Here is a 13782-nt window from a genome sequence, read left to right as displayed (position 1 = left end):
AAGGATAATCTTAACAACTATGATAAGAAAAAAAGATCTAAGCGAAAATTTTTCTAATGAGGCTTTAGAATATGCTATAAAAAATGTAGTTTCCGAAAACTCGCAAGACAATCAAAATACATTGATAAGCGAGTTATTAAACACATATCTGTATACACTTGTAGATATACCCGAGCAAGCTGAAGATAAAGTGCAAGGTTTCACACTTTTAAAAAAAATAGAAAACAAAGAAACATTTCTACCCGTTTTTACAAATATGCAGGAGATGAAATCCGCAAAGGGAAAATATGATTTTGAAGAAATATTGCTTGACTTTGATGAAATTAGCGGAGTAATATTGGATAAAACCACTGTATTCAAAGGTTTCATAATAAATGGAGACTCAGACAATATAATAATAACAGACGAATTAATAAACTATATCCTTGAAAATCGCTCAAAAGCTCAAAGCGATGGTACTGTAAATATAGAAGAAGGAGAAACTGTTGAAATATCATCATTAGAGGGAGATTTATATCCGAAAGATATGATAGACGCACTCGTAAATCACTTCAAATCACAAAAAAACATAAATAGTGCATATATAAGATTTTTAAGCCATAACGGAGATAACAGCTATCTGTTAATCACAGATTTTACAGGTGACAAAGATACAACATTTGCCAAAATCTCAGAAATTGCAAGACCATTTCTGACAAATATGTATTTGGATCAACTTGAATACAGTACAAAATTCGGCAAAGAAGCTACAAAAGATATTGCACCTTTTTATAAAAAGAAAATATTAGGTATATTTTAATGAAAAAAGAAAATTTCTTTGGCGCACTTGATATTATGAATATATCTCACAGCGATGACATTTATGAAAAATTCGAGATATACACCGATTATATGCTCGAATATAACAAAAATATAAATCTCACCGCAATAACTGACAAACAAGATATTTATATCAAGCACTACTTAGACAGTATAAGTATACTCGGATATTTTGATATACCACCCAATTCCAAGTCAATAGATATAGGAACAGGAGCCGGTTTTCCATCAATACCTGTAAAGCTGTTGAGAGAAGATATAGATATGACATTGGTCGACTCTCTTAACAAAAGAATCATATTTTTGCAAAATTTAATCGAAAAATTGAATTTAAAAAATATTATTCCAATACATTCAAGAGCGGAAGAACTTGCACACAAAAAAGAATTCAGACAGAGTTACGATATATGTATGTCGAGAGCTGTTGCAAATATGTCCACCCTTGCAGAATACTGTACTCCATTTCTAAAAAAAGGCGGTCATCTGCTATGTCTTAAAGGGCAAAATGTAGACGATGAGCTAAAAAACTGCCAAAATGCTATGAAAAAACTGAAATGTAAGATAGTCGATAAAAAAGAAGTACAGCTACCTTTCAGTGATTTGCATCACAATATTGTAGTAGTTGAAAAATTAGATGATACACCTGATATATATCCGAGAAAATCAGGAACTCCTTCAAAAAATCCATTATAACAACAGGTCTTGATATAATAAGCTCATATAATTAATTTTAAGTATAAATAAATACTGATAACAATGGCTATTGCAAACACATAATTTTGTTAATAATAGCCATTTTTTATATTTACCCTTAAAAGCCTGTTAAACTATAAGTATTGCTATTGTTTATAAACATTTTACCTTCATATAAAAATCCATTGAATCAAAGTTTATGGTGATTATACTAAACACCTGCTAAATAACCACTTAAAAACGGTTAATTATAGAATTTCATTATTCTTATAAAAAATCATCAATTATTTTTTAAATGATGAGTATTGCTAAACTATAAATATAAGATAACTATATAAAGGACGAATATATATGCATATACAATTAATAAAACCCAATGAACAATATAAGAACAAAATTTTAGACTATAAAGCCGAATTTGTAGCAAATAACGAAGTCTTACATGGCAGTGCAGGTCTTGATAAAATTGACAATTTTGAAGAATGGTATAGATTAATACTTCAAAACTCAAGCGAAGATACTGTTAAAAAAGGTTTGGTGCCTGCAAGCACATTTATCGCAGTAGATGAAAATGATGAAATAGTCGGTATGATAGACATAAGGCACAGATTAAATGATTTTCTGTTCAAGCAAGGCGGTCATATAGGGTACAGCGTCAGAAAATCTCAAAGACGAAAAGGCTACGCAACAAAAATGCTGTCTATGGCGCTTGATGTTTGTAAAAGCTTAGGAATAGAAAAATGCCTTATAACTTGCGACAAAAGTAATATCGCCTCTGCAAGAACTATAATGAAAAGCGGAGGTTTATTGGAAAATGAAATAATTGACGGCGAAGAAATAATTAGCCGCTATTGGATAAGTTTATAAACTTTAATATTTGATTCTATACTAAATTTAAACAGATGAATAGAAAAATAGCTTTGTGCAAATTCAATAATATATAACTCTATTTATAAATTGTTTAGTCATAAATCATATATTGTTATCTTTGAAATTATTAGCACCTTTCAAAAAATAATCAGTCATATTAAACATTAATAAATTATAAAATTAAGGAGAGAAGATTTGAGCATTTTAAATGTAGAACATCTTAGTCATGGATTTGGCGACAGAGCCATTTTTGATGATGTTTCATTCAGATTGTTAAAAGGCGAACACATAGGACTTATCGGAGCAAATGGCGAAGGAAAGTCCACATTTATGAATATAATAACAGGCAAATTGGAGCCTGATGCAGGAAAAGTGGAATGGTCAAAAAGGGTAAGAGTAGGATATTTAGACCAGCACAGCGTTTTAGAACCTACCGACACGATTAGAGATGCCCTAAAAAAAGCATTTTCATACTTATTCGATTTAGAGCAAGAGATGAACGAATACTATATGAAAATGGGAGATGCAAGCGAAGATGAAGTAACAGCCATGCTTGAAGAAGTAGGCACAATACAGGATATACTCGAGCACAACGATTTTTATATAATAGACAGCAAAGTTGAAGAAGCTGCAAGAGGACTTGGTTTGGCTGATATAGGTCTCGACAGAAAAGTAGATGAATTAAGCGGAGGGCAAAGAACAAAAGTTCTGCTCACAAAACTTCTTTTAGAAAAACCGGACATCCTGCTTTTAGACGAGCCTACAAACTATCTTGACGCTGAGCATATAGCATGGCTCAAAAGATATCTGACTGAATATGAAAATGCGTTTATACTCATTTCACATGACATCCCGTTTTTAACTGAAGTAATCAATCTGATATATAATATGGAAAACTTAAAATTGGACAGATACTCTTGTAGTTATGATGAATTTTTAAAGATAAGAGAGGCAAGAAAACAACAAATAGAAGCCGCTTATAAAAGACAACAACAGGAAATTGCCGATTTAAAAGATTTTGTCGCAAGAAATAAGGCAAGAATTTCCACGAGAAATATGGCTATGTCAAGGCAAAAAAAAATTGGATAAAATGGAAATCATAGAGCTTGAACAAGAAAAGCCGAAACCGGAATTTAACTTCAAAACTGCAAGAACATCCGGCAGGATGATTTTTGAAACAAATAATCTTGTAATAGGCTATACCTCACCTCTTTCAAAACCAATAGAATTCAGATTGGAAAGAAATCAAAAAATAGCCATAACCGGTGCAAACGGACTTGGAAAAACCACTCTAATAAAAAGCTTGCTCGGAATTATAAAACCTATAAGCGGTTTTGTGACTAAAGGCGAATTTTTAGAAGTAGGATATTTTGAACAGGAAATAAAAGATGCAAATCACAACACTTGCATCGAAGAAGTATGGCAAGATTTTCCATCACTTGATCAAAGAGATATAAGAACTATGCTTGCAAAATGCGGTCTTACCACAAAGCATATAGAAAGCAAAGTCATGGTGCTAAGTGGTGGAGAGCAAGCAAAAGTAAGATTGTGCAAGCTTATGAACAAACCTACAAATGTGTTGATACTCGATGAGCCTACAAACCACTTGGATATATATGCAAAAGATGAATTAAAGCGTGCATTAAAAGAATACAAAGGCACTGTACTTCTTATATGCCACGAGCCTGAATTTTATGAAGATTTCGTGGACCATATCATAGATTGTAAGCAGTGGTCAAATAAAATATAATACCAAAACCGTTAAACCATAATGTGAGTTTAACGGTTTTTTATTTTTCAATAAACTTGCACTTGTAAATGCCTGTCCCAAACTATTTTTATAATTAGCTTCTAAAAGCACTTTCTTGCCATTTAATAGAGGATAATCTTGTCTTTTAGGCTTACCTATAGCATGTTTACTGTTTAAAACTTTTATATAGATGGATATATAATAATTACTTTAGCGTAAATAGTCCTCTCGTATAAAAAAGTTTTCTATTAAAATTAACCTATTATTTTTCATCATTTAAAAATATCATTTTATTTCAATATACTTGTAAATTTCTTCCTCAAAATTCTTCAATAATTCCTCGATAGCCGTTCGCTTTCTCTATCAAGCTTCCCTTTACACCCATTGTAAAAGCAATATCACTGCTACGAATAGCTAAGAGTTTATCCCCAACTTTTATTTCTAACATCTTCATCAAATCATCTGAAAGGTATACCGTATTTTCTTTTAGTGCAAGCCAGCCGTATTTTCTTCCTTTGTAAGCAATCAACTCTCCCTCGCTCAAACTTCGGTCTGCTAAACTTGGATTTTCTTCCAAAACATTTTTGAGTTTTGAATGAGAAAGTAAGGGTTCTGCCATTACACTAAACCCTCCTGTTTGCTTACTTCCTGAAACAATATAAATGTGATTTTCTTCTTTCAGTTTATATTCATCTACCGCCATTCTCGGAAAGATCAATTCTCCATTTACTCTTATCCTCGACCAGCCAAAAATATATTTTCCTCCCTTAGTCATCTGTGGCATTCTTGAGTTCCTCCAATGCTTTTTTTGTTATACGGACAGCGCCGGCACTATGAATACGAACAACAGGGTGTGTGTCATTATCTGCAAACCATTGTAATTTTTCTAAATAAGGTTTTATATACTGCGGTTTTCTTTTTCCCATTACTCGAAACATTTCCGGTGCTTCTATCCGCGCTCGCACGCATTTATCTTGTATCATTTTATAAAACAGATCCATTCTTTCGCAAAATAATTCAGGAGCGTTGGTTGCAATATTTTCACAAGCCCAAACAAAAGCAAGCCTAACATCGTCTGCTTGATCTTTTCTCATTTTCATTATTTTATCTAAATAAGGGATAATCAAATTTTTATCTGCTCTGCCTATTCTTCCTAAAGCATTAACCGTACGCTCCCTGATTTTTGGATGCTCGTCCTCTAAACAAAAGGCAATATCTATAATATATGCTTCTACTTGCTTCGGATAATTTAATCCCATTTCTCCAAGAAGCCACAAGATTTTTGCTTTTACAATAACAGAATGATTTTCATTTAGTTTATTTGCAACATCATCAATCACTTCTCCCCAGTTTTCTTTGTTTTTTGTTATTTCTCTTAATTCCTTCAGGGTTTCTTTATCCTCATCTTTATTTGCCATTTTTTATTCCTCTAAATACAATTCTCTAAAGTTCTCAATCCACTTATTCAATGCTTCTGATAATAATACTTGTTGTTTTAAAATAGTCTTGCCAGTAAACGGAATATCCGTCCTCTCTTCCTCCAACCCTGATACCGCTTTTTGAAATTCCCTGATTTGACACTCGATATTTTCTGTCAGTTCCTTTCGTTCAAACGGAGATACCATTTCCAAATTGATGATGACAGCATTAAAATCCAAAAATATATTTATCATTTGAGCGGAAATTTTCTTCATCAACTCAAGAAAGTATTTATTTCCTTTCTCTGTGATATGATAGATGGACTTTTCGGGCATATTTCCCTCTTTTGACATATTTCCCTTGATATAGCCTTTTTCTTCCAACTGAACAACTTTCTTATAAATGGACGGTGTACTTACTTTGATCCATTTAGAAATATTTCGATACTCCACATTTTTTTGTAAATCATAAGCGCTTTGTTCTTTTTCTTTTATCATTCCTAAAACAATCAAATCTATTGCTGACATATTTTCTCCTCCATAAAAAACTACTATAAATTATATCACTGTATTTTATAGTAGTCAATGAGAGGCAACATATATGCAGGATAATTTTTTTCTATCCTCCTATATTCACTTAATGGTATTTCGTTTTTTTCAGCGTTTTCAGTTTCTCATTTTTAAATTTTTTTCTTTTCTCCTTGTATCTGTCTTTATATTCTTTTTGCTTACCGTTTGCTTTACGCTTCAGATTAGTTTTGATGAAACCTGTCTTTTCTCGCTCTTTCTTTTTCTTCCTCCTCCCTTAATTTCTGCATTTCTTCTTAGGATAATTCTTCTTTTGGCGGTTCATAGTTCCCGATAAAGTTGATGTACAAAGTACCTCACAAGGCACTTTAGTATAGACACTGTAATTATTATATAAAATAAACAAGACGTTTAAAATTAACTCATCTGTTCAAATCGTTATTTTAATGGTATTATATTATTTAATACTAAAATCCAAATTAAATATAAGAAAATAGAGAAAATTTTAATAAAATAAAAATTTAAACTTTTCATAATATATTTTTCTATAATTTTCATAGAATATCATTATAAAAATATATAAGTTAAGGCTATGAAATATGTTAAGCTTTTAACTTATACAATCAAGCGCTTTTTAGGTGTTTGCTTTAAATTTTTTCTCTAATATTTTCTTTACTTACATATATAAAGGTTTAATCAGTTATATATTTATTTTACGATTTCACTACTTCTTGGAATACAACATTTATTATAGCGTTATCAACTTATGTTTTTATTTTGTAGTTTTCATTGTAATTTTATAAAATAATTAAATTTTTAGGAGATACTATGGCAAAATCAGTATTAATTACAGGCGGCTCTCGAGGTATAGGCTACGAAACCGCACTGCTATTCGCACAAAAAGGCTATGATGTCGGTTTCACATACTTAAAAAGTGATGATAGTGCAAACAAGCTTAAAAATAAAATAGAAAATATGGGACAACAATGCTTTCCATACAAATCGGACGTATCAGACTTCAATAAAATGCAAGAAGTATTTGAAGACTTTATAAGATGTAACAAACATATAGACGCTTTAATCTGCAATGCCGCAATATCTCCTTACGGTACGATAACGGATATGAGTTTTGACGAAATAAAAACTGCTTTTGACATAAATGTTTTAGGTGTCATAAATACTTGCAAATTAGCAGCTCCTTATATGGTTTCTCAAAAATACGGTAGCATAGTAACACTGTCATCTATATGGGGGATTACAGGTTCATCTTGCGAAACTATATATTCTGCAACAAAAGGTGCTATAATATCATTTTCAAAAGCTCTTGCAAAGGAGCTCGGACCAAGCAATATAAGAGTGAACGTTGTAGCTCCGGGTGTGGTTATGACAGATATGATGAGCGATTTCAGCGATGACGATATAAGCGCTCTTAAAGAAATGTCCGCTTTGAATAAAGTATCTTATCCTCAGGAAATTGCAAAAACCATTTTATTTTTATGCAGTGAAGATACCTCTTCATACACAGGACAAGTTTTAAGCCCGAACTGCGGAATACTTATATAGTTTGCAATTAATGCCAAAAACTTTTACATTGTAAACTGATTGAAACTATATAATAAACATATCTTTATTACACTTTTTTCAAAACAACAGATATGCAATACCTGAACCTGTTTAAAATAATATAACGTAAAATAATATTTAAATAATACTATTATCCTATAAAATATGAACACCTCCATGATTTATTATATTCATATTTTTATTAACAATCACTCTGTTATATTAAATTATTTTTTGTTAAAATATACGCTTTTATGGTATAATATATAAAAACTGTTACATATTTTTTAGTTTTATAAATTACATACTTAATTTTTTATATAGTTACCTGATTAAGCAATGGCTAATTATTTATATATATTTATATATATTTATAAATAACATAAATGCCTATTTTTTAGTCGGTATCAGCTATGACTTGGAGGAATTATGAAAATCTATAACACTATGAGTTCACAAAAAGAAGAATTCAAAGAACTTGAAAAAGGCAAGGTTAAGATGTACTCTTGCGGACCTACAGTCTACAACTATTTTCATATAGGAAACGCAAGACCTTTCATAGTTTTTGATACACTCAGAAATTATTTGGAATATATCGGATATGAAGTTACTTTTGTGCAAAATTTTACAGATGTCGATGATAAAATAATTATCAAGGCTAACGAAGAAGGTATAACTCCTATACAGTTAGCGGACAAATATATAGAAGAGTATTTTAAAGATGCAAAAGCAATCGGAATAAGAAAAGCAACCGTCCATCCACGAGTTACAGAAAACATAAAAGAGATAATTGATTTCATACAAGATTTGATAGATAAAGGTTTCGCATATGTACTTGGCAATGATGTTTATTTTGAAGTAAAAAAATTCAAAGAATACGGTAAGCTATCACACAAAAATATAGACGATTTGCTATCAGGCGCAAGAATAGAGATAAACGATGAAAAAAGAGCTCCTATAGATTTTGCTCTTTGGAAGGGTAAAAAAGAGGGAGAAATAGGTTGGGATTCACCTTGGGGACAAGGTCGCCCGGGTTGGCATATAGAATGCTCTGTTATGAGTAACAAATACTTGGGAGAAAGTATAGATATACACTCCGGAGGTCAAGATTTAATCTTCCCTCATCACGAAAACGAAATAGCACAAAGTGAAGCACGCTCATCACACACATTTGCAAATTACTGGATGCACAATGGTTATATAAATGTTGACAACGAAAAAATGAGTAAGTCTCTTGGAAATTTCTTTACAGTTAGAGATGTATTAAAAGAATTTGACGGAGATACACTTAGATTCTTTATGTTGTCCGCACATTACAGAAGCCCGATAAATTACAGTAAAGATATGCTTAATCAAGCCAAAAGCTCATTGGAAAGAATAAAAAATTGCAAAAATAATCTGAACTTTATTCTTACAAAAATAGATAAAACTGATATGAGCGAGCAGGAAAAAGAAAATGTAGCATATTTGCAAGAGTGCAAGACAAATTTCATAGATAAGATGAATGACGATTTAAACACAGCAGATGCTATAACTGCTATATTTGATCTCGTAAAATTTGCAAATACGAATGTAAGTATAGATTCATCAAAAGTATTCGTACAACAAACTCTTGATATGTTAAACGAGCTTACAGCTGTACTCAACATAGCTATGGACAAAGCAGATGAAGATGTCGATGTTGCAAAAATAGAAGAATTGATAGAACAAAGAAATATTGCAAAAAAATCAAAAGATTTTGCAAAAGCCGATGAAATAAGAGATGAACTTAAACAAATGGGTATAGAAATAAAAGACACAAGACAGGGGGTACAATGGTCGAGAATATAGGAGACCTTGCATTATCTCAAGATGATGTAAACTGTATCAATACGCTTGCACTTGCATATATAGGCGACTGCATATGGGAAATATATGTCAGAAATTATGTACTTGCAAAAAATAAATTTTCAAAAGTAAATAAACTGCATCTACTCTCAACAAAATACGTCAAAGCCAAAACACAAGCAGATATGGTAAAAACTCTCAAAGAAAACAATATAATTGATGAAAATATGTGGGATATTGTGCTGAGAGGTAGAAACTCAGCCACAAATCCCCCAAAAAATGCCAATGTTCAGGAATATAACTATGCCACAGGTTTTGAGGCACTTATAGGTTATCTGTATATAAAGAAAAACTATTCAAAATTGGACGAAATAGCACAATTTTGTTTAAAATAATCTGAACCTTTAATTTCAAGGAGAAAAATTTGAACAATCTATATAAATATAAAATTAATGACAATGTAAATATGATGTATATTGAAAACGACAAATTCAAAACCAATGTCGTAACAGTATACTTCAAAAGACCTTTAAAAAGAGAGGAAGTTACAAAAAATTCATTGCTTCCTTATGTCTTAAAATCATCTACAAAAACCTACAAGACACCCTTAGAGCTTGATATTAAAATGCAGGAGTTGTACTCAAGCAGTGTATCCGCTTCAGTCGAAAAAATAGGCGAGAAACATATAATATCATTCACTCTGTCTTTGGTATCAGACAGATTTTTACCGGAGAACATAACACAAGACGCTTTAGAATTATTAAAAGAAATCATATTTATGCCAAACGTAGAAAATGACAGTTTTATCAAACAGTACGTGGATATAGAAAAACAAGTCTTATCAGAAGATATAAAGGCTGAAATAAATAGCAAAGGCAAATATGCTTTTAATAAAGCTACTGAACTTATGTTTGAAAACGAGCCTTTTTCAATAAGACAAGATGGGTATTTAGAAGATCTTGACAGCATAGACGAAAAAAATCTTTACGAATATTATCAGGAATTTATAAAAACATCTCCTATAGACATAGTAGTAGCCGGTCAGTTCGAAAAAGACAAGGTAACAAACTATATAAAAGAGATATTTGATATAAAAATAAACCCTGTTGTAATAGAAAAGGAAAAAATACACGAAAAGAAAGAATTCAAACAAAAAGAAGAAAAAATGGACATCACTCAAGGTAAATTGGTACTCGGCTATACATTTGGAATATCTCCAAAAGATGAAGATTACTACAATTTTGTGACATACGTAAACATTTTAGGTGGAGGTGCTTTTTCCAAACTGTTTGCAAACGTCAGAGAAAAACACTCTTTATGTTACTCCATAGCTTCAACCTTACAAAAAGTAAAAGGCACTATGATGATAACTGCCGGAATAGAACCCGAAAATAAACAAAAGACAATAAATCTAATAAATGAACAGATAGAAGATATGAAAAACGGTAGAATTACCGATATAGAGCTTGATAGTGCAAAAAGACATTATATACACGCACTTACTACACTTACAGACTCTCTTGCCGCACTTGGAGATTTTTACTATGCACAAAGTCTATCAGACACACCTCGAACAATAGATGAAATAATAGCGATAATTGAACGTGTAGGCAAAGATGATATTCAAAAGGTAGCACAAAAATGCCAAGGCGAATTAGAATATTTCTTGACTAAAAATGAATAAATCAAATACCGACCTTATATTATAGTCTGATTAAAAAATCAGCTTAATATTATATATTATTAAATAAAACTAACATCAATTTATAATGTTTTATTGCGATACATTATATTTTAAATAGATATCGGTATTAACTATAACGGAGAAAATATGTTTTACGAAAATAAAATTTTAAACGAAAAAATATATGCTGAAAAACTTCCAAACAATCTACAAGTATTCATAATGAAAAAGGACGGTTTTAGCAAAAAATATGCCGTATTTGCAACTGATTACGGCTCAAATGACCTTGAATTTATAAGTCCTCACACAAAAAAACAAATCAGAGTAAACGAAGGAATCGCACACTTTTTAGAGCATAAAATGTTTGAAATGCCTGATAACAGCAACGCATTTGACGAGTTTTCAAAATACGGTGCAGATGCCAATGCATACACCAACTTCAATATGACAGCTTACTTATTTTCGGCAACTCAAGGTTTTAAAGAATCTTTAAAGCACCTCATACACTACGTACAAACTCCTCATTTTACAGATGAAAACGTAGAAAAAGAAAAAGGCATAATAGCGCAAGAAATCAAAATGTATGACGACAATCCCGACTGGCAATTATTTTTTAATTGTCTCAAGGCTATGTACAAAACTCACCCTAACTCAATAGACATAGCAGGCACTGTTGAAAGCATCTACAAGATAACTCCACAAGAATTGTATGATTGCTATAATTCATTTTATTCACCATCCAATATGGCCTTGTTTATCGTAGGCGATGTAGATATTCAAGAAACTATGCAAATTATCAAAGATACCGTAAAAGATACAAATATGTTTGAGGGTGAAATAACAAGAATACAAGTACAAGAAACAGATGAAACGGCACAAAAAGAGATACAAAAAGAATTGGAAGTATCAATACCTATGTTTTGCATAGGATACAAAGAAAAAAATGATACTATAAACGAAGATTATCCTCGTATAAAAAAAGATATAGAAATGGACATAATAAATCAGCTCATATTTAAAAAAGGCTCCAAATTGCACGATAAATTATATAACAGCTCACTTATATTCTCACAATTATCTGCCAATTACACATCAGCCAAAGACTATGGCTATATAACAATAGAAGGCGAAAGCAAAGATATAGAAAATACAAAAAATTTAATAATTGAAGAGATAGAAAATTTTAAAAAATATGGAGCAGAAAAAGAACAATTTGAAAGAGTAAAAAAACAAAAATTAGGCTCTTTCATAAAAACTTTCGACTCAGTAGAAAGTTTGGCAAACATATATCTGTCACTATACTTTAAAGATGAAAATCTTTTAGAATATTACGACTACTTGAACGAGCTTAAAATAGAAGACATAAATTCAAGACTTATAAAGATGTTTGACAAAAATCAAATGGTAATATCCATAATAAATCCAAAGACAGCATAATTGTAAAGCATTAGGTTGTTCAAATTTAATTTTTAATAAAGGGGATATTGTGATGAGCACAAAAAAAGAAATATTGTTGGAAACAGGTACAGGCGAAGCTGAGATACTTGAATTCAGAGTAGGTGATGGAGATTATGCAATAAACGTAATCAAGATAAAGGAAATATTGGAAGTAGACAACATATCACCTGTTCCAAAAGCGAATGCTTCAGTTATAGGTCTTACAATGGTAAGAGGAACTATAATTCCGCTTGTAGATATGAAATTTGTTTTGACAGGAGAACATACAAACAAGACAAGATTTACGACCTTGTTATGTGAATTCAATCAAAATCAGGTAGCTTTTTGCGTAGATTTTGTAAAAGGGATTCAAAGAGTACCTTGGAAAAACATACAAAAACCTGATGCAATAATTGATGATAAGAGTTCACTCGTTATAGGCAACATAACATTTGACAACAGAATCGTTATGATGCTCGACTTTGAAAAAGTTGTATCGGATATAGCACCGGCGACAGGAATAAATGAGGAACGTATAGAAAAAATAATAAAAAAAGACAGAAGCAACTTAAAAGTTGTACTTTCAGATGACTCTCCGCTTATAAGAAAAGTACTGTTTGAAGCACTTACAAAAGCAGGATTTTCTCAACTCAGATTCTTTAATGACGGACAACAGGCATGGAATTATTTTGAAGACTTGCTTGAAAGAAAAGGTGAAAATTTCAAAGATGAAGTTGACATCTTAATAACTGATATAGAAATGCCTCAAATGGACGGACATACTCTAACAAGAAAAATAAAAGAAAATCCTGTACTAAAGACTCTACCTGTTGTAATATTCTCATCACTTATAACAGAAACACTTAAACATAAAGGAGAAAGTGTAAATGCTGACGCTCAACTAAGCAAGCCGGAAATAGAAAATTTGGTAGATGTAGTGGATAAATTGGTAGGATAATCATATAAAAGTAATTATGGCAAAGATTTTATACTTGCTGTAATTACTTTTTTATTTTTGAATAAAATATTGCAAAAATATCTATTGATACAAAATTTAATATTATTTATACTTTGTTTTAAATTGCTTTTTTTATTTATATTACTTGTGTTTCATTGTTATTTTAAATAAATTTATAAGAAAGAATAATTGCAAAATATATTGACTTAATTTATAAAACTTAGTATAATATGAG

12 protein-coding genes and 1 pseudogene are annotated in these 13782 nt (G+C 31.0%); 10 read left to right on the top strand and 3 right to left on the bottom strand.

Translation table 11 applies throughout. The features are described 5' to 3' along the window. Window positions 1-19: 19 nt before the first annotated feature. The 4 genes and pseudogenes from HMPREF9629_RS06120 (at window position 20) to HMPREF9629_RS12665 (ending at window position 4132) form a co-directional block, all read left to right on the top strand. Entirely contained in the window at window positions 20-799 is a 780-nt protein-coding gene (locus HMPREF9629_RS06120) for an enhanced serine sensitivity protein SseB C-terminal domain-containing protein (protein WP_040012687.1), read from the top strand. Next, complete coding sequence (gene rsmG, locus HMPREF9629_RS06115; RefSeq protein ID WP_009525505.1) at window positions 799-1512, top strand: 16S rRNA (guanine(527)-N(7))-methyltransferase RsmG; 714 nt, start codon at window positions 799-801, stop codon at window positions 1510-1512. The genes HMPREF9629_RS06120 and rsmG overlap by 1 nt, the downstream gene beginning before the upstream one ends. A gap of 351 nt (window positions 1513-1863) precedes the next feature. Next, on the top strand, window positions 1864-2379 hold the full coding sequence (locus HMPREF9629_RS06110; protein WP_009525504.1) for a GNAT family N-acetyltransferase: 516 nt from the start codon (window positions 1864-1866) through the stop codon (window positions 2377-2379). 198 nt (window positions 2380-2577) lie between these two features. Continuing rightward, window positions 2578-4132: pseudogene (locus HMPREF9629_RS12665) on the top strand (ABC-F family ATP-binding cassette domain-containing protein). 319 nt (window positions 4133-4451) lie between these two features. On the opposite strand, the gene HMPREF9629_RS06100 reads toward HMPREF9629_RS12665, so the two are convergent. From HMPREF9629_RS06100 to HMPREF9629_RS06090, 3 genes are read right to left on the bottom strand one after another with little or no spacing between them, the layout of a single operon-like run. After that, on the bottom strand, window positions 4452-4916 hold the full coding sequence (locus HMPREF9629_RS06100; protein ID WP_009525501.1) for a hypothetical protein: 465 nt from the start codon (window positions 4914-4916) through the stop codon (window positions 4452-4454). Next, on the bottom strand, window positions 4900-5550 hold the full coding sequence (locus tag HMPREF9629_RS06095; RefSeq protein ID WP_009525500.1) for a HEAT repeat domain-containing protein: 651 nt from the start codon (window positions 5548-5550) through the stop codon (window positions 4900-4902). The genes HMPREF9629_RS06100 and HMPREF9629_RS06095 overlap by 17 nt, the downstream gene beginning before the upstream one ends. A 3-nt stretch (window positions 5551-5553) precedes the next feature. Further along, the gene (locus HMPREF9629_RS06090; RefSeq protein WP_009525499.1) at window positions 5554-6078 is read right to left on the bottom strand and encodes a PadR family transcriptional regulator; all 525 of its coding nucleotides are present in this window, start codon (window positions 6076-6078) and stop codon (window positions 5554-5556) included. An 828-nt stretch (window positions 6079-6906) separates the two neighbouring features. On the opposite strand from HMPREF9629_RS06090, the gene HMPREF9629_RS06085 reads away from it, so the two are divergent. From HMPREF9629_RS06085 to HMPREF9629_RS06060, 6 genes are all read left to right on the top strand, one after another. Then, window positions 6907-7641, top strand: coding sequence for an SDR family oxidoreductase (locus HMPREF9629_RS06085; RefSeq protein WP_009525498.1), 735 nt, complete (start codon window positions 6907-6909; stop codon window positions 7639-7641). 429 nt (window positions 7642-8070) lie between these two features. After that, the gene (gene cysS / locus HMPREF9629_RS06080) at window positions 8071-9471 is read left to right on the top strand and encodes a cysteine--tRNA ligase (RefSeq protein WP_009525497.1); all 1401 of its coding nucleotides are present in this window, start codon (window positions 8071-8073) and stop codon (window positions 9469-9471) included. Next, a complete protein-coding gene (locus HMPREF9629_RS06075; protein WP_009525496.1) occupies window positions 9456-9863 on the top strand; it encodes a Mini-ribonuclease 3 in 408 nt (135 codons plus the stop codon). Before cysS ends, HMPREF9629_RS06075 begins: the two co-directional genes overlap by 16 nt. 29 nt (window positions 9864-9892) lie before the next feature. Next, window positions 9893-11152 (top strand): EF-P 5-aminopentanol modification-associated protein YfmF, encoded by a 1260-nt coding sequence (gene yfmF / locus HMPREF9629_RS06070; protein ID WP_009525495.1) that lies wholly within the window; start codon window positions 9893-9895, stop codon window positions 11150-11152. Window positions 11153-11299: 147 nt separating this feature from the next. Beyond that, window positions 11300-12589 carry an EF-P 5-aminopentanol modification-associated protein YfmH gene (gene yfmH / locus HMPREF9629_RS06065; RefSeq protein ID WP_009525494.1) on the top strand — a complete coding sequence of 430 codons (1290 nt, stop codon included), beginning with the start codon at window positions 11300-11302 and terminating at the stop codon, window positions 12587-12589. Between the two features lie 52 nt (window positions 12590-12641). Beyond that, entirely contained in the window at window positions 12642-13547 is a 906-nt protein-coding gene (locus HMPREF9629_RS06060) for a chemotaxis protein (RefSeq protein ID WP_009525493.1), read from the top strand. The last annotated feature ends 235 nt before the right edge of the window (window positions 13548-13782 follow it).

This window comes from Peptoanaerobacter stomatis, assembly GCF_000238115.1.
GTDB classification, from domain to species: domain Bacteria; phylum Bacillota; class Clostridia; order Peptostreptococcales; family Filifactoraceae; genus Peptoanaerobacter; species Peptoanaerobacter stomatis.
The sequence above is the reverse complement of the archived record's forward strand: the minus strand, read 5'-3'. Positions and strand labels throughout refer to the sequence as shown.